The organism is Alteriqipengyuania lutimaris (assembly GCF_003363135.1).
Lineage (GTDB): Bacteria > Pseudomonadota > Alphaproteobacteria > Sphingomonadales > Sphingomonadaceae > Alteriqipengyuania > Alteriqipengyuania lutimaris.
The window spans coordinates 1,578,296-1,594,184 of record NZ_QRBB01000001.1 but is presented as its reverse complement, the minus strand read 5'-3'; the positions used below and the strand labels follow the sequence as shown (position 1 = coordinate 1,594,184).

Annotated in this window: 15 protein-coding genes and 1 tRNA gene; 9 read left to right on the top strand and 7 right to left on the bottom strand. The window is 65.6% G+C overall.

Annotation, left to right across the window (positions count from 1 at the left end):
* Window positions 1-213 precede the first annotated feature (213 nt).
* Complete coding sequence (gene der, locus DL238_RS07535) at window positions 214-1,611, top strand: ribosome biogenesis GTPase Der (protein WP_115491690.1); 1,398 nt, start codon at window positions 214-216, stop codon at window positions 1,609-1,611.
* Entirely contained in the window at window positions 1,608-2,105 is a 498-nt protein-coding gene (locus DL238_RS07530; RefSeq protein WP_181883859.1) for a DUF2721 domain-containing protein, read from the top strand. The genes der and DL238_RS07530 overlap by 4 nt, the downstream gene beginning before the upstream one ends.
* 37 nt (window positions 2,106-2,142) lie before the next feature.
* Here the strand turns inward: DL238_RS07530 and bfr are convergent, their stop codons facing one another.
* The 5 genes from bfr to DL238_RS07505 form a co-directional block, all read right to left on the bottom strand.
* Window positions 2,143-2,646, bottom strand: coding sequence for a bacterioferritin (bfr, locus tag DL238_RS07525; RefSeq protein ID WP_115491689.1), 504 nt, complete (start codon window positions 2,644-2,646; stop codon window positions 2,143-2,145).
* A 140-nt stretch (window positions 2,647-2,786) separates the two neighbouring features.
* The gene (locus DL238_RS07520; RefSeq protein ID WP_115491688.1) at window positions 2,787-2,975 is read right to left on the bottom strand and encodes a (2Fe-2S)-binding protein; all 189 of its coding nucleotides are present in this window, start codon (window positions 2,973-2,975) and stop codon (window positions 2,787-2,789) included.
* A 110-nt stretch (window positions 2,976-3,085) separates the two neighbouring features.
* Window positions 3,086-3,466, bottom strand: a complete 381-nt coding sequence (locus DL238_RS07515; protein WP_147290999.1) for a hypothetical protein — start codon at window positions 3,464-3,466, stop codon at window positions 3,086-3,088.
* Window positions 3,466-4,818, bottom strand: a complete 1,353-nt coding sequence (locus DL238_RS07510) for a DUF418 domain-containing protein (protein ID WP_115491686.1) — start codon at window positions 4,816-4,818, stop codon at window positions 3,466-3,468. Before DL238_RS07510 ends, DL238_RS07515 begins: the two co-directional genes overlap by 1 nt.
* A gap of 104 nt (window positions 4,819-4,922) precedes the next feature.
* On the bottom strand, window positions 4,923-6,179 hold the full coding sequence (locus DL238_RS07505; protein ID WP_115491685.1) for an SPOR domain-containing protein: 1,257 nt from the start codon (window positions 6,177-6,179) through the stop codon (window positions 4,923-4,925).
* Between the two features lie 301 nt (window positions 6,180-6,480).
* Here DL238_RS07505 and DL238_RS07500 point away from each other — a divergent pair, with 301 nt between their 5' ends.
* Genes DL238_RS07500 through DL238_RS07490 form a run of 3 tightly spaced genes read left to right on the top strand, consistent with a single transcriptional unit; the run spans window position 6,481 to window position 9,259 of the window.
* Window positions 6,481-7,194, top strand: coding sequence for a ParA family protein (locus DL238_RS07500; RefSeq protein WP_115491684.1), 714 nt, complete (start codon window positions 6,481-6,483; stop codon window positions 7,192-7,194).
* A gap of 11 nt (window positions 7,195-7,205) precedes the next feature.
* Window positions 7,206-7,871 carry a hypothetical protein gene (locus DL238_RS07495; protein WP_115491683.1) on the top strand — a complete coding sequence of 222 codons (666 nt, stop codon included), beginning with the start codon at window positions 7,206-7,208 and terminating at the stop codon, window positions 7,869-7,871.
* 5 nt (window positions 7,872-7,876) lie between these two features.
* Window positions 7,877-9,259: an SPOR domain-containing protein gene (locus tag DL238_RS07490; RefSeq protein ID WP_115491682.1), complete on the top strand. Its 1,383-nt coding sequence runs from the start codon at window positions 7,877-7,879 to the stop codon at window positions 9,257-9,259.
* A gap of 9 nt (window positions 9,260-9,268) precedes the next feature.
* On the opposite strand, the gene DL238_RS07485 is transcribed toward DL238_RS07490, so the two are convergent.
* Both DL238_RS07485 and DL238_RS07480 read right to left on the bottom strand, forming a co-directional pair.
* The gene (locus DL238_RS07485; RefSeq protein WP_115491681.1) at window positions 9,269-10,501 is read right to left on the bottom strand and encodes a dihydroorotase; all 1,233 of its coding nucleotides are present in this window, start codon (window positions 10,499-10,501) and stop codon (window positions 9,269-9,271) included.
* Between the two features lie 10 nt (window positions 10,502-10,511).
* The gene (locus DL238_RS07480; RefSeq protein WP_115491680.1) at window positions 10,512-11,555 is read right to left on the bottom strand and encodes an aspartate carbamoyltransferase catalytic subunit; all 1,044 of its coding nucleotides are present in this window, start codon (window positions 11,553-11,555) and stop codon (window positions 10,512-10,514) included.
* 113 nt (window positions 11,556-11,668) lie between these two features.
* Here DL238_RS07480 and sppA point away from each other — a divergent pair, with 113 nt between their 5' ends.
* The 4 genes from sppA (at window position 11,669) to DL238_RS07460 (ending at window position 15,746) form a co-directional block, all read left to right on the top strand.
* Window positions 11,669-13,555 (top strand): signal peptide peptidase SppA, encoded by a 1,887-nt coding sequence (gene sppA, locus DL238_RS07475; RefSeq protein WP_115491679.1) that lies wholly within the window; start codon window positions 11,669-11,671, stop codon window positions 13,553-13,555.
* Between the two features lie 64 nt (window positions 13,556-13,619).
* Window positions 13,620-13,694, top strand: a tRNA-Val gene (locus tag DL238_RS07470).
* A 173-nt stretch (window positions 13,695-13,867) separates the two neighbouring features.
* The gene (locus DL238_RS16340) at window positions 13,868-14,557 is read left to right on the top strand and encodes a helix-turn-helix domain-containing protein (RefSeq protein WP_199801464.1); all 690 of its coding nucleotides are present in this window, start codon (window positions 13,868-13,870) and stop codon (window positions 14,555-14,557) included.
* 412 nt (window positions 14,558-14,969) lie between these two features.
* Window positions 14,970-15,746: a Hachiman antiphage defense system protein HamA gene (locus DL238_RS07460; protein WP_115491678.1), complete on the top strand. Its 777-nt coding sequence runs from the start codon at window positions 14,970-14,972 to the stop codon at window positions 15,744-15,746.
* Window positions 15,747-15,889: the final 143 nt, after the last annotated feature.

The window sequence follows — 15,889 nt, the reverse complement described above, 5'->3', positions numbered from 1 at the left end:
CTGCGCATAGGAAGCGCCGCATATTCCGATACTTGCTGTCGCTGCTAGCAGGGGGGCGAGAAAGGTTCGGGGGCGAGGGATCATGCGGCAAGTTTTTGCCGGTCGCCTCTTTAAATCGGCCTCTCAAGTTTGGTTAACGCAAATCAACCATACTTTGTTACATATGCGCCGCGCTTGCCAATCGCGGTGCGAAACGCCACTTGGCGACACATCATGCTTCCCCGCGTCATCATCATCGGTCGCCCCAATGTGGGCAAGTCCACGCTGTTCAACCGGCTCGTGGGCAAGCGCCTGGCGCTGGTCGACGACCAGCCCGGCGTCACCCGCGACCGGCGCTTCGGCGATGTCACGCTGGCCGGGATGCGCTTCACCGTCGTCGATACCGCCGGCTGGGAAGACGAGGACCCGAGCACCCTGCCCGGCCGCATGCGGATCCAGACCGAGGTCAGCATCGAGGATGCCGACGCGGTACTATTCGTGATCGATGCGCGCGCTGGCCTGACCCCGCTCGACACGGAAATCGCCAACTGGCTGCGCGCTGCGGACGTGCCGGTCATCCTCGTCGCCAACAAGGCCGAAGGGCGCAGCGGCGATGCGGGGATCTTCGAATCCTATGCCCTGGGCCTGGGCGACCCGCTCGGCATTTCGGCCGAACATGGCGAAGGCACCGCCGACCTGTTCGAGGCGCTCTGGCCGATCATCGGCGAGAAGAGCGACGCGGCCGATGCCGCCGATGCCGAAGAGATCGAAGAGGACGAGGACGACGACGGGCTACTTCGCGGGCCCCTGAAGCTCGCCATCGTGGGCCGCCCCAATGCGGGCAAATCGACCCTCATCAACCGGATGCTGGGCGAGGACCGCCTGCTGACCGGGCCCGAGGCCGGGATCACCCGCGATTCGATCGCGATCGACTGGGAGTGGACCGACCCGCAGAGCGGCGACACCCGCGAGATCCGCCTGATCGACACCGCAGGCATGCGCAAGAAGCGCAACGTGGTCGAAAAGCTGGAGAAGCTCTCCGTCGCGGACGCCCGCCGCGCGGTCGATTTCGCCGAAGTCGTGGTGCTCCTGCTCGATGCGACGCAGGGGCTGGAACACCAGGACCTCAAGATCGCCAGCCTCGCGCTCGAAGAAGGGCGCGCGCTGATGATCGCAATCAACAAGTGGGATGTCGCGCAAGAGCCGAGCAAGCTGTTCAACGGCATTCGCGGCGCGCTCGACGAAGGGCTGGCGCAGGTAAAAGGCCTGCCCGTCCTCGCCGTGAGCGCGAAGACCGGCAAGGGGATCGACCCGCTGCTGAGCGCCGCATTCGAACTGCGCGAGGCGTGGAGCAAGCGCGTCTCCACCTCGGCGCTCAACCGCTGGTTCGACGATGCGCTGGAGGCGAACCCGCCGCCCGCGCCTGGCGGCAAGCGGATCAAGCTGCGCTACATCACGCAGGCGGGCACGCGCCCGCCGCGCTTCGTTGTCTTCGGGACGCGGCTCGACATGCTGCCGACCTCTTACGAGCGTTATCTGGTGAACGGCATCCGCCGCGAACTGGGCTTCGGCGCGGTGCCGGTGCGCGTCGTGCTCAAGACCTCGAAGAACCCTTACGCGAGCGAGCAATGATCGACCTTGTCCTCGTCGTAGGCGCTCCTCAGGCGGCGCTCGACCTGCTCGAGAAGACCTCGAGCACCCCGCGCGTTCTGCACATGCTGCAATTCAGCCTGGCTCCGGCCTTCCTGCTGGTCGGCATCGGATCGATCATGAATGTGATGATGTCGCGGCTGACGTGGGTGGCTAACCGCATCGAACGGCTCGAAGCCCGCTTCGAAGACAAGCCCGAGGAGCCATGCGGGGATGAACTCGCGTGGCTGGAACGCCGCCGGGGCATCGCGCAGCGCGCGGTCATGTTCTCGACTGCGGCTGCGGGCCTCATCAGCGTGCTGATCGCGGCGCTCTTCGTGTCCGCCTCGATCAGTTTCAAGATCGGCACCCTGATCGCGATCCTGTGGGTGGCGACGATGGCGCTGCTGATTACCGGCCTCGCCTTCTTTTTCCGCGAGACGGCGATCGCCGCGAAAGGCCCGGCCAGCAGGGTTTCGGACAAGCGTCGGCAATAGGCGCCCGCGATAGGCCCCGGCGATGGGCGGGAGCGCGCTAGGGCGCGCTGGCGTCGGTCTCGCCCTCGCCCGCCGGATGGCTTTGCAGCTGGACGTAGTTGTGCAGGCCCATCCGTTCGATCATGTCGAACTGGGTTTCGAGGAAATCGACGTGCTCTTCCTCGCTGCGCAGAATATTCTCGAACAGTTGGCCCGAGGTGTAGTCCTTCACTTCCTGGCAGTATTCCGCCGCATCCTTGAGCAGCGGGATCGCCTCCATCTCGATCGCGAGATCGGCCTTGAGGATTTCCTCGACCGTCTCGCCCACCTTCAGCTTGTGGATCGCCTGGAAGTTGGGGAGCCCGCCCAGAAACAGGATCCTCTCCGCCAGCCAGTCGGCGTGCTTCATCTCGTCGATCGATTCGTGCCGCTCGTACTCGGCCAGCTTGGTCACGCCCCAGTCGGCGAGCACGCGGTAGTGCAGCCAGTACTGGTTGATCGCGGTCAGCTCGTTCGTGAGCGCCTGGTTGAGATATTCGATGACCTTGGCGTCGCCCTTCATGGCCCGTGCTCCTGTGTCCGCCTGTTGCCGACGGTCATGACGGCGAGACGCTTCTTGCGCAAGAGCCGGACAAGAAAAAAGCCCGGAATTCCGGGCTTTTGCAAGCGCCTCTCAATGGCGCGTTTCTCTTGAGAACGATACTAGGCCGCAGCGGAAGTGTAGCCCAGCTCGCGTTCCTCGAACACGATATCGTCGGCATCGCACAGGCACGACCCGCATTGCGGACGCTTGCCGAGCATCGCGTAGCAGGCTTCCGCATCGCCCGAACAATGCCGTGCGGCACGCCGCAGCTCGGTTTCGCGAATGGCATTGCAAATGCAGACGTACATTGCGGGTGGAGACCTCCTGAGAACGACTCGCAAGGCCATTGTTAATGCGACTTGTTCTCACAAACAAGAGGAAAGTACCCAGCGTCACACCCGCCGCTCCCCAAGGCTGCCTAGAGGTCCTTCACGAAGACGTGACTTGTGCCCGACGCGTCGACCAAATCGAGCTCGACCGAACCGCCGCCGGTCCGCCTCGCATTGGCCTCGTAGGTCGCGCAGGCCCCATCGGGGGTGATGCAAAGCAGCGGGAACCTGACGATCGACTTGGCGCCCAGCCGCACGACCTGATAGCTGCCGAGATGCTCGGGATCGGCGCATTGCGTGTCGTCCGGACGGCAGAAGCGATAGTCCAAATCCTCGCTCATCTCGAGCCGATAGGCCTGCCCGTCCGTAAGGGTTCCAGTGTACCCGCCCGGAATGTCATGCCTGCCGACAGGCTGCGAACACCCGGCAAGCAGGGCCGCGAGGCCGATCGCGAGCGCTGCCCTTCTCACTAGGCGCCGCGCTCTCTCCGGATCGCGAACAGCTTGCCGTAGGTCAGGCAGCGCCACAGCCATTCGAGCGGGCCGAAGCGGAACACCGTGAGCCAGGCCTTCGACCACGCCAGCATGATGATCCACGTCACGCCCACGACGATGTAGAGCTGCGGGCGGGTCAGTTCGCCATACAGGCCGAGCGCGAAACCATGGAACACCAGCAGCATCAGGATTGAGGTGCCCAGATAGTTGGAGAACGCCATGCGTCCCGCCGCGCTCACTCTCGATCCGAGCCAGCCGGTCGCCTTCGGGCCTATCAGCGCGAGAAGCGCGGCGAGGCCGATCACGAAGGGCAGGCGCACGAAGGTGCTCGTGCCCACAAAGCTAAGGAAAGTGGCGTAGAAGCTGAGGTCCCGCTCCAGCGTCCAAAGGCCGATCGCGAGCGAACCGGCAAGGCCGACAGCCACGCCCATAGCACCCCAGATCGCCTGTTTCTTGGCGCTCAGTCGACCGTCGAACAGTCCGAAACGATACAGCGCCATGCCGATCAGGATCAGCGGGATCGTCTCGAACCCGAAGATCAGAATCCCGCTCAATGGCTCGGCCCAGTGCTCGGTCAGGTTGTAGTGGACCCAGCCGAAGTAGTCGCCCGACTGGATCAGCGGCGTTTCGGCCTGTGCGGTATCCAGACCCTGCGTCTTCATCGTGGCGAATTCCCCGCGAACTTCGGCGGGGGTCGACGGGCCGCCGGTCTGCGCGCCCTGGCTCGCCATCGCCTTTGCCCCGCCGGCTTCCATCACCCAGTAGAAGAAGCCCGAGATCGCGCTGAAAAGCCCCGCGCCGACGAGATAGAAGGTGATGCCGACGCCCAGTTGCGTCTTCGGCCGCCATTTCACGAACAGCAGGCAGAATATCCCGCACATGGCGTAGAGCGTCAGAATGTCACCGCGCCAGATGAAGAAGAAATGGATCAGGCCGAACGCGAGGAGCCATAGGAGACGCCTGAACTGCAGCCCCCTGCCCTGTCCGCGCTCCCACGCCTTGTCGAGAAACAGGATCATGCCCGCACCGAAGAGCAGGGTGAACAGGCCGCGCATCTTGCCGTCGATTAGCACGAATTGGGCGACCCAAAGCTGGTCGGATGCCGCGCCATGCGGCGTCAGGAAGCCGTCGGGCCACATATAGGCGATCATCGGCTGGCCGAAGGCGACGATATTGGCCGCCAGGATACCCATCACGGCGATCCCACGCGTGAAATCGAGGCTGAGCAAGCGATTGCCGCCTGTGGCCGAGATCGGCGCAGCCCTCTCGTCCGCATCGGTTACGCGCACGTCCTGATCCGGCGTTCCCGCCGCGGTCGGTTCGGTCATCTGGTAATCCCCCTTGTGCACGCATGCCTATCACCCGCTCGCGCGCATGGGAATTGTCTTTGACGGGCAACATGTTGCCGCCGACGAAGTGCTCAGCGCGTGACTCAGCGCGTGACGAGGCACTCCTGCCCGCTGCGCTTGAGCGCATTGCAGGCGGTTTGCGCATCGGAGCGGCTGGCATAGCCGCCTGCGAGCAGCTTGGTCACCCGGCCCACCGGCTCGAGCACGCGGGTCGCCCCGGCGAGTTCGGCCCGTCCGGACAGGCGCGCCCACAGCCGTTCGGCATTGCCGTCGACCGCAAAGGCACCGAGCTGGACTTTCCAGGGACCATCCATAGCGCGCTGGACGCTTCCTTCCGAAGCGGCGCGCGCCTCGCGTGCGGGGACCGCCCGCGCGGGCTCCGGTTGCGGCCGGGGCTGCGGCGCGGGGCGCGCAACGACCGGCGTGGTCGGCTGCGCTTCGACGCGGCCTGGATCGAGCCGACCGGGCTGCATGTCCGGGGCCGAGCGACGCGCAAAGGTCACGCCTGCATCTCCGGGGCTTTCGGTCCCGGTCACGCGGCTGGCTTCGGCAATTGCGGACTGCGCAGCGGCCACCGAGGGCGCGACGCGGGTTTCGGGAACGGCGCGCGGAATGCGCTGCGCGCGGCTCGTCGCGATCGCGCCTGCAGGGGCAGGCATGCGCCCCGCATCGCTCATCGCACGCGGCTGGCCGGCCGGCGCAGGATCGGGCACGGAATCGAGATCGGCCGCCGCAAGCTGGCTTGCCCGGCGCGCATCGGCGGCGCGCTTCAGTTGCGGGACGAGCGTTTGCGCGGCCTCGCGCTGGTCGAGCGGGATATGCGTGTCCATCTGCTGCACCGCACTGGCCGCCTGCGGAAGCCCCGCCGAATTGGCGAGCGTCAGCAGCGCATAGGCACGCACCCAGTCGCGTTCCACAAGGTCGCCGTTGAAGTGTGCGATGCCGAGGAGGTACTGGGCGCGGGGATCGCCGCGCTGCGCGGCATCGACGACGTAGGGCATCGCATCCTCGCGGCGCCCGTTCTGGAACAGCAGCAGGCCGAGATTGTCGGCTGCCTTCGCATGTCCCTGAGCCGCGGCCTTGGCATAGAAGACCTCTGCCTGGCGGGTGTTCTGCTCCACCCCGCGGCCGAGCCGGTAGGCCTGGCCCATGTTGAACTGCGCATCGGCATCGCCCGCATTCGCAGGCCCGCGCCATTCCGCCACGGCGGTCGCGTAATCGCCCTGCTGCCATGCGGCGACGCCGGCGTTCACATCGGCGAGCGCCAGTGCGGGAAACGTGAGGAGCACACCCGCAAATGCCGCCCTGAGGCCGAAATCGCGCCCGTATCGCTTGGTCATGGTGGTCCCCGTTCCTACGCCTAACGCAATCATGCAGCCTCGCGCTAACGCGAGCTGGTTAACGCCCAATTACCATCGCAGGTCCCGCCATGCCACGGCCTGCGTGCCAAATGCCCCGTTTCGCGACGCAAAACGGGGATCGAGCGCGCCTTTTGCCAATCCCCAGCGCTCTTCCGCTGTCCTCACCATCGGCGTGACGTTTAACCCTAAATAAAGGGTATCCTGTAAAAGATTGCACTGCATCGAGCCCTATCAGGGCGTGATTGCGCATGGTGAGGATTCATTCTGGGGGACTTGGCCCGTGCGGGTATTGGCATTGGCTTCACAAAAAGGCGGATCGGGAAAGACCACGCTGTCTGGCCACCTTTCCGTGCAGGCGCAACGCGCCGGCGCCGGCCCGGTCGTCCTGATCGACATCGATCCGCAAGGATCGCTGGCGGACTGGTGGAACGAGCGCGAGGCAGACTATCCCGCCTTCGCGCAGACCACGGTGGCGCGCCTCGCCATGGATCTCAAGACCCTGCGCAGCCAGGGCTTCAAGCTGGCGGTGATCGACACCCCGCCCGCGATCACCATGGCGATCCAATCGGTGATTTCTGTCGCCGAGCTGATCGTCGTACCCACCCGCCCCAGCCCGCACGACCTGCGCGCCGTGGGCGCCACCGTCGACCTGTGCGAACGCGCGGCCAAGCCGCTGGTCTTCGTGGTCAACGCCGCGACGCCCAAGGCGCGGATCACCGGGGAGGCCGCCGTCGCGCTGAGCCAGCACGGCACGGTCGCGCCCGTCACGCTCCACCATCGCACCGATTTCGCCGCCTCGATGATCGACGGGCGCACGGTGATGGAAATCGATCCCGATTGCCGCTCCTCTGCCGAAGTCGCGGCGTTGTGGAATTACGTCGCCGACCGTCTCGAAAAGAATTTCCGCCGAACGGTGTTTTCCGCCCCGGGCACTTCGCTCCACATGCCGCATCCACCCCGCCAGGGCGGCTTCGGCCGTCGCATTGCGCAATAGATAGCCCTGAAATGAGCGACATGAATTACGCCTCGCTGTCGCCGTCGCTGCTCGCCCGCAAGGGCGGCGCGAAACCCGCCATGCGTCGCCAGTCGCCGATGATCGACGGGACGATGCACGGCGCGCAGGCGCACGATCCGGAACCCCCGGACGCGCTCGAAGACCTCGGCTGGAACGACCTTGGCGATGCGCCCGAGGGCACTGCGCAATCTGCGGGCGGTTCGACCTCGAGTGCAGGCGCTATCACTCCCCAAGCGGAGGATGCAGGCGCGCCGGGGGCGGAAAGCCAGGAGGCAGAGGACAATTTCGCGCCGCTCGGCCGCCATGCAACGAGCATTTCCAACCCGTCGAGCGCGACGGCAGTGGACGAGTCCGAACCGGAAAGCGCGGCTCTCCATAACGAATTCGAGAATGTCACTCCGATCAACACGAAGGCACCCCGCCTGCCGCGCCCCCGCCCCGTCGAGACGGCGCGGCCCCAGCCGAAGGCCAAGCGGACCGCTTTCACCCTTCGGCTCGATCAGGAGCGCCATCTCAAACTGCGAATGGCCTGCACACTGGCCGGTCGCAGCGCGCAGGCGCTGGTGACCGAAGCGCTCGACGCGATGCTGGCCGATATTCCCGAACTCGATCAGTTCGTCGCCCGCGTCCAGTCGCGGCAAACCCGAGAAGGATAATTGCGATGATCCGTCCTACCATCAAGCACGCCATGCTGGCAGCCACCGCCACCGCCGCGCTCGCCCTTACCGGGTGTGCGGGCGGGATCGGCGGTTCGCGCAGCGCATCGGCCTCGGATGCCGCTGCCGCGCGCGCCGACGGCGAGACCGAAAAGGCGGTCGCTCTGGCAGAGGCTGCGGCCCTGGCTGCGCCGTCCGATCCCGCTGCCAAGGCGGAACTCGGATCGTCCTACCTCGCTGCAGGCCGTTTCGTATCCGCGTTCCAGGCTTTCGACGATGCGCTGGTGCTGGGCGACGTTAGTCCGCAGACCGCGCTTGGCTTCGTTCTCGCAGCGATCGCGACCGGCGAACAGCGGGCCGCGCTCGAGACGCTGGGCGAATGGCGCGATGTCATCGCGCCGTCCGATCTCGGCCTCGCCTACGCCCTCGCCGGCAATCCGGAGATGGGCGCACAGGTGCTGAGCAATGCGTTGCGCGCGGGCCAGAACACCGCACGCGTGCGCCAGAACCTCGCCTATGCACATGCGCTCGGCGGCCAGTGGGCAGCCGCGCGGATCATCGCGGCACAGGACGTCGCGCCCGACGAACTCGATGAGCGCATCTCGTCGTGGGCCCGCACCGCGCGGCCCGAGGAATATACCATCCGCGTCGCCAACCTGCTCGGCGTACAGCCACAGGTCGACGACGGAATGCCCGCGCGCCTTGCGCTCGGCGCAGCTGCGGCCACCGGCGAATTGCTTGCCCAGGCCGGCGCGAAGGCGGACATGGGCCGCCCGGCTGCGGACACTCGCGTCGCAGCATCGGGCGAATTGCCGGCGGTCGATCTGCTCGCCTCGCGCGCTCCTACCCGCAGCCTGCCACCGCTCGACCCCTCGGTCGGCGCGAACTCTGCGGGCGCGAACAACGCCCCGCGCGATTTCGGCAGTGCTTTCGGCGAAGACGATGCGGTCGCCGCATCGCGCGTCGTGAGCAGTCCGGTGGTGCAGAAGGCCCCGCCGCGTGCCGTGGCGCAAGTGGCGGCAGCGGTCCCGCAGCCTGCCCCGAAGGCCGAGCCGAAGCCGACGGCACGCGTTGCCTCGTCGCAGGACCTCGCAGGCGGTTCGCACCTCGTCCAACTGGGCAGCTACGGCAGCGAGGCCGACGCCAGGCGCGGCTGGGCCATCCTGTCGGAGCGCTATCCGCAGGTTGCCGGGCGCGAGCAGGTGATCACGCGCGCCAAGGTGCGCGGCAAGATCTACTACCGCCTCTCCGCCGGCAATCTCGCCGCGACCAGCGCCAGGTCGCTTTGCGCCACGGTCAAGAAGGCCGGTCAGGGATGTATCGCATGGGAAGAGAGCAAGCCGCTTCCCGGCACGCTAGATTCCGGACGCCGCGTCGCCAGCCGCTGAAGCAAGGCGTCAGTCTACCCTGACGCCACCCTTCCACAGGCCGAGGACACGGCCCTGCATCGGCTGCCCGTCGAACGGCGTGTTGTCGGCGGTCGCCTCCATTTTGCGGCGGTCGACCACCCACGGCTTTTCCGGATCGACCAGCGCGATATCGCCTTCGAAGCCTTCACGGATTTCCCCTGCTTCGACGCCCAGCAGCCGTGCGGGCGCACCCGCCAGCAGGTCGCACATGCGCGGGAAATCGATCACTCCGTCGCGGACCAGCGTCAGCGTGGTAGAAAGCAGCGTTTCCGCCGCCGCCATGCCCGGCTCAGCATCGCTGAACGGCAGGCGCTTGTCTTCCGGCCCGCGCGGGTCGTGGCCGCTCGCGATCACGTCTATCGTGCCGTCGGCGATGGCTGCGATGACCGCGTGGCGATCATCCTCGCTGCGCAACGGCGGCGAGAGCCGGCCGAAGGTCCGGAAATCGCCTATCGCGAGATCCGAGAGCATAAAATGCGCCGGCGTCACGCCCGAGGTGACCGACACGCCGCGCGCCTTGGCCGCGCGCACCAGTTCCAGCGCCCCCGCCGTCGTCACCTGTCGCAGATGGAGCCGCGCGCCGGTCATTTCTGCCAGCGCAATATCGCGCGCTGCGGCGAGCGCTTCGGCTTCCGAAGGTGCGCTCGGCAGGCCCAACCGGGTCGCCATCTCGCCCGCCGTAGCGACCGCATCGCCCGCCAGCCCGCTGTCCTCGGCATGGCTGACGACCACCAGATCGAGCATCGCGGCATAGCGCAGCACGCGCAGCATCACGCCGCTGTCGGCGATCCAGCGCCGCCCGGTCGCGATCCCGCGCGCGCCCGCCTCGCGCATCAACGCCACTTCGGCGAGCTCGGTGCCCTCCAGTCCGCGGGTCGCGGCGGCGAGCGGATGGACCCAGAAATCGGGCTTGCCGCTCTTCGCGATGTAATTGACGCGGCTGGGGAAATCGAGCGGCGGCGACTGGTCGGGCATCAGCGCCGCGCGGCTGATACCGCCGAAATGGAACGCGGGCTTGTCGACCGCGAAGACGCCGAGATCGACGAGCCCCGGCACCACCAGCTTGCCTTTCGCGTCGATCGTCTCGTCGCCGTCCTGCGCCGCTTCCGTACCGACAGCCGCGATCCTCCCGTCGACGATCCGGACCGCGCCGTCTTCGGCGACGCCGTCCGGAGTCACGATCCTGCCATTGACGAAGGAAAGGGGCTGGCCCTGCTTCATTGCCGACCCCTCACTGCCACTGCCCCGCGCCCAGCGGGCGTTCCCAGCCCGGCAGGCCGCGGGCACGGCGGGTGAGGACGTCGAGGCACGCCATCCGCACCGCCACGCCCATCTCCACCTGTCGGGTGATGATCGATCGGTCGAGCATGTCGGCCACGTCGCTGTCGATCTCCACCCCGCGGTTCATCGGGCCGGGATGCATCACCAGCGCATCGGGCGCAGCGCGACGCAAGCGTTCCTGCGTCAGCCCGTAGAGGTGGTGATATTCGCGGGTGGAGGGGATGAATTGCCCACTCATCCGCTCCGCCTGCAACCGCAGCATCATCACCACGTCCGCCCCCTCCAGCGCGGCGTCGAAATCGACATAGGGCCGCGCGCCCATCATCTCGATCCCCGCAGGCATCAGCGCGGGCGGCGCGCAGACCCGCACGCTCGCACCCAGTGCCTGCAGGCACAGGATATTCGAACGCGCGACGCGGCTATGTGCGATGTCGCCGCAGATCGTCACGACGAGGCCGGTAAAGTCCTCCGCGCCCTCACCCCGTTCGTCGAGCGCGTGGCGCAGCGCCAGCGCGTCGAGCAAGCCTTGCGTGGGATGTTCGTGGCTGCCGTCGCCTGCGTTCAATACGGGACAATCGACCTTGCCGTCGATCAGGTCGACTGCGCCGCTCGATCCGTGGCGGATCACGATCGCATCGGCGCGCATTGCGTTCAGGGTGATCGCGGTGTCGAGCAGCGTCTCGCCCTTCTTCACGCTCGATTGCGCGGCATGCATGTTGACCACGTCCGCGCCCAGCCGCTTGCCCGCGATCTCGAAGCTGAGCAGCGTGCGCGTGGAATTTTCGAAGAAGGCGTTGATGATCGTCATGCCCGACAGCAGGTCGCAGTGCTTGTCCGGCTGGCGGTTGAATTCGACCCACTGCTCCGCCTCGGCCAGCAGGTAGAGGATCTCGTGCCGCTCCAGCTGCGCGATGCCGGTCAGGCTGGGATGGGGAAAAGCATGCCCTCCGGTGGGGAAGCGGTCCGAGCCGTTCGATGATCCTGCCGATGCCATGGTCGGGCGAAGTCACTAGTCGAGCGATATGGGCCGCTCAAGTACATTCGGCTGGCACCTTCGCCAGCGCGCCATTAGGTGTGGAAAGCTAAAACCAACGGGGATCTGGCCAGATGGAATTCGCGAAAAACGTATGGAAGCTGCTTGTCGCCATCAAGGATGGCCTGGCGCTGCTATTCCTGCTGCTGTTTTTCGCGTTGCTGTTCGCCATCCTGACCGCTCGGCCCGGCCCTGCGGGGATCAAGGACGGCGCACTGATGATGAACCTCGACGGCTTCATCGTGGAAGAACGCGCGCCGATCGATCCCTTCGCCGCGCTGTTCTCCGCCCAGGCACCTACGGGTGAGCACGACGTGCAGGAGGTGATCCACGCGCTCGAAACCGCGGCGGAGGACGACCGGATCAATTCGGTCGTGCTCGACCTGCGCGGCTTCCTCGGCGCAGGCGCGGTCCACCTGCGCGAGGTTGGCGAAGCGCTGGACAAGGTGCGCGCGGCGGACAAGCCGGTGCTCGCCTATGGCACGGCCTATACCGACGACGGCATTCGTCTGGCGGCGCACGCCAGCGAGGTCTGGCTCGACCCGCTGGGTGGCGCAGTCATCGCAGGTACCGGCGGCAACCGCCTCTACTACGGCGAGCTGCTCGACAAGCTCGGCGTCAATGCCCGGGTGTTCAAGGTCGGCACCTACAAGTCCGCAGTGGAACCCTTCCTCGGCAATTCCATGTCCGAACCCGCGCGCGAGAATGCGCAGGCGCTCTATGGCGAGCTGTGGGACGAGTGGCAGGCGCGCGTGAAGAAGGCGCGCCCGCAGATCGAGATTGAGCGTGTGGCGCAGACTCCCGCCGCGTGGGTCGCCTCGACCAATGGCGACCTCGCCGAGGCGGCGAAGGACGCGGGTCTGGTCGACGAACTCGGCAGCTGGACCGACTTCGGCACCCGTGTCGCGGAAATCGCGGGCGAGGATACCGGCGACACTTCGCCGGGCGCCTTCGCGCATACCGAATTGAAGAACTGGCTGGCGGACAATCCCTTCGACGAGGTCGGCGACGTGATCGGCGTGGTCACCATCGCGGGCGAAATCGTCGATGGCGATGCGGGCCCCGGCACCGCCGGCGGCGACCGGATCGCCAAGCTGCTCGACGATGCGCTGGACGACGACCTGAAGGGCCTGGTGGTGCGGGTGGATTCGCCCGGCGGATCGGTCCTCGCCTCGGAGATGATCCGCGAAGCGATCCTGCGCCACAAGGCGAAGGATATTCCAGTCGCGGTCAGCATGGCCAATGTCGCGGCGAGCGGCGGCTACTGGGTCAGCACGCCTGCCGACCGCATCTTTGCCGAGCCCGAGACGATCACCGGCTCGATCGGCATTTTCGCGGTGCTTCCCACCTTCGAGCGGCTGGCCGACAATATCGGCGTCAGCGCCGACGGCGTGACCACGACCCCGCTCTCGGGCCAGCCCGACTTCATCGGCGGCTTCAATTCGGAGACCGAGCAGATCCTGCAGGCGAGTATCGAGAACGGCTACGACCGTTTCGTGCGCCTCGTCGCCGAATCGCGCGGCCGTACCCCGGCGCAGATCGATGCGATCGGCCAGGGCCGCGTGTGGGATGGCGGCACCGCGCGCCAGAACGGCCTCGTCGATCAGTTCGGCGATCTCGACACCGCCCTTGCCTGGGTGGCCGAGCAGGCCGGGCTCGAAGACGGCGACTGGCATGCCCGCTACCTCGGCAGCGGCGAGGACGAGTACCAGACACTGCTGCGCCAGCTGCTGACCGGCGACGACGCGCAAACCGGCGGGGGCGACCTGTTCGCCGTCACCGCGCGGCGCGAGGCGCAGACCCCCGCCCGCGTGGCGCGGGACATGCAGCGCCTGCTCGAAACCCCGGGAATGCGCGCCTATTGCCTCGGCTGCCCCGAGCAGGCGGGCGCAATCCGCGGTGCGGCGCCCGGAGCGGACGCACACTGGCTGTCGATGGTTGCACGCGTTTTTGGCGATTAAACGGCTTGCGCTGAGCGCGCAGGATTGGCAAATGCGCCGCTCGACCCGCCAAGGTGCGGCTGTCGGGCGCGTAGCTCAGTGGTAGAGCACACCCTTCACACGGGTGGGGTCGCAAGTTCAATCCTTGCCGCGCCCACCATTTTTCCATGACTTACGCGGATCGGAGAGTCGGTCCATGAAAAAAACATGAAAAACCTGGATGGACACCGGCGAACGTCGGCGGGGATGTTGGCGCGATAGGTTTTTGGTTTGCCGTCAGCGCAGATTGTCCCGATTTCCGCATCCAACCAGAGGGTTACCGCTTTTTCACGATTGGTTGGCACACCCTGCCATCCGAAAGATGAGAAAGAGAGCATGTCAGCCCATCGACCAATCCATCCACCCGCAGCCATTAAGCTCGTCGCGGCTCGAGATTTGGATGCTGCGGAAACTCTGCTAGCTGACTTTGCCGCTGCTGGATTAATCAAAACCTATGCACTGATACGGGAAATCAGACCGCACGGAGGTCTGATCGAGACGATACGGGATTCTCAGATCCCGACTGCGGAATGGGTGAGGATTATCGCATCGGATAACGTCAGCGCAGCCTTGAATGGGGGAACTGTTCGACTTGAAGAAGTTCCTGTCCAAGGTGGCATCCCTTCGGTTCAGATCACTGGTATCAGCTTTTCTGAAACCTCGCTGGTCAAGGTGCTTGATCGCTATTGTGCGAATTCCCCTGCGAATGTTGCGAATCAGTCCTTATCTCGTAGTCCGAAGGCAACGCTTAGCGGATCACCGTCAGGTCCTCCCAAATGTGAGCCGGCGATCAAGGTGGTGTCGGCGATCGAGCCAGGGGACCTAACTGCATCCATCGCGAAAGTCCAAAAAGCTACAGGATTGGGTCGAACAACAATCGACAAACTCATGCGAAATGGCACCCTTCACAGAATTAAGGTCGGTAGGCGCACATTGATCACGGTCGACAGTATAGAAAGATACTTGGGCACGACGGTGAGATAGCAACCTATAAGCGCTAGCTTATCTCGCTTGGGCAAGGCCGGGGTGCCGTGATTTTGAGCCGGCGCAAGGGCACCTTTGCGGCTTCAAGTCGACCATTCCTGACCGAGGTCGCAATTTCTAAAAGCTGCCCTTCGTTCAAGGGATGAGAAATGCCCCCGCGAGGTCGTCTTATCGTCGAGTATTTCCACGCTTGACGGATGCTTTCATGCCTGACCCGAGCAGAGGTCGGGAATCGCTCTGGGCAACCGTCGTCCGGCTTCGGCGATGCCTACAGTTGTGGATACGGGAGACAGGCCGCTGGGCAGCTCCGGCGCAAGCAGCCTACGTCAACGCGCCGATCGGGTTCGACAGCAACTCGCTCGGTTAGTCTAAATTATTGCGTAAAGACGTTGGTTGATGCCATGCAGTTCGAATGGTTCACTTCGATACTTGGTGCGGTGCAGCCGATAGCAAAGTGGGACCGCATGATCTGCGGGTCCTGACCGGCACCGCCACGCAGCTTCAAGACGGTATCGATGCCACTGCGGCAATTGTGCCGGGTCACTATGCTTCCGAGGAGCATGTCGTGCGCGTACTGCGGAAACTCGGCAAGCCGGCAGCCGCGGCGCTGGTCGAGGGGAAGCTGCCAACGACCAAGGCGATCCGCTCCGGTGACCTAGGCGAGATCATGGCGACCGAGTGGATCGCCGCGCACACCGGATATCAGGTGCCGATCAAGCGGCTGCGATGGAAAGACCACCGTAACATGGCGATGCGCGGCGAGGACGTGATCGGCATCGCTCAGGACCCAAATTCGCATCAGTTGACCTTCCTGAAGACCGAGGCCAAGAGCCGCGTCGCGCTGACCGGACAGGTCGTTACAGAAGCCCGGGCTGGACTCGACAAGGAATCCGGCCTTCCGTCGGGCCATGCGCTGACGTTCATCTCCGCCCGGCTGGTCGATCTCGGCAACGAACCGCTGGCCGACGCTATCGACAATGCGACGCTCAACCTCGGCATTCAGCCGAACATGGTTCGGCACCTCCTGTTCACTTTCTCCGGCAATGCGCCCGATGCGATGCTGACGGCGTCGCTTCAGGCCTATCCCGGCGCCTTTCCGCAATGGAGCGTTGGCCTGCGGGTCGAGGGACATGCCGCTTTCGTCGGCGCCGTTTATGATCGCGTGATCGCCAATGCCCAACAACCCTGAGGCGATCCAGGCCGCGATCGAACAGGCCGCGACACCCGGATTTCGCGGGCGGCTGATCGCCCGCGGGCAATCGCGTGCGATGATTTGGCAGGACGGAGCGCTTCCCGCCGATGCACCAGCCTTTCCCCCCAACTTAGCTACGA

Coding starts and splice junctions, on each gene's coding strand:
- DL238_RS07485 (WP_115491681.1), bottom strand. CDS start 10,501: ATGAAGCAGGGCCAGCCCCTTTCCTTCGTCAATGGCAGGATCGTGACT.
- bfr (WP_115491689.1), bottom strand. CDS start 2,646: ATGAAGGGCGACGCCAAGGTCATCGAATATCTCAACCAGGCGCTCACG.
- DL238_RS07490 (WP_115491682.1), top strand. CDS start 7,877: ATGATCCGTCCTACCATCAAGCACGCCATGCTGGCAGCCACCGCCACC.
- DL238_RS07510 (WP_115491686.1), bottom strand. CDS start 4,818: ATGACCGAACCGACCGCGGCGGGAACGCCGGATCAGGACGTGCGCGTA.
- DL238_RS07530 (WP_181883859.1), top strand. CDS start 1,608: ATGATCGACCTTGTCCTCGTCGTAGGCGCTCCTCAGGCGGCGCTCGAC.
- DL238_RS07495 (WP_115491683.1), top strand. CDS start 7,206: ATGAGCGACATGAATTACGCCTCGCTGTCGCCGTCGCTGCTCGCCCGC.
- DL238_RS07505 (WP_115491685.1), bottom strand. CDS start 6,179: ATGACCAAGCGATACGGGCGCGATTTCGGCCTCAGGGCGGCATTTGCG.
- der (WP_115491690.1), top strand. CDS start 214: ATGCTTCCCCGCGTCATCATCATCGGTCGCCCCAATGTGGGCAAGTCC.
- DL238_RS07460 (WP_115491678.1), top strand. CDS start 14,970: ATGGTTCACTTCGATACTTGGTGCGGTGCAGCCGATAGCAAAGTGGGA.
- DL238_RS07480 (WP_115491680.1), bottom strand. CDS start 11,555: ATGGCATCGGCAGGATCATCGAACGGCTCGGACCGCTTCCCCACCGGA.
- sppA (WP_115491679.1), top strand. CDS start 11,669: ATGGAATTCGCGAAAAACGTATGGAAGCTGCTTGTCGCCATCAAGGAT.
- DL238_RS07520 (WP_115491688.1), bottom strand. CDS start 2,975: ATGTACGTCTGCATTTGCAATGCCATTCGCGAAACCGAGCTGCGGCGT.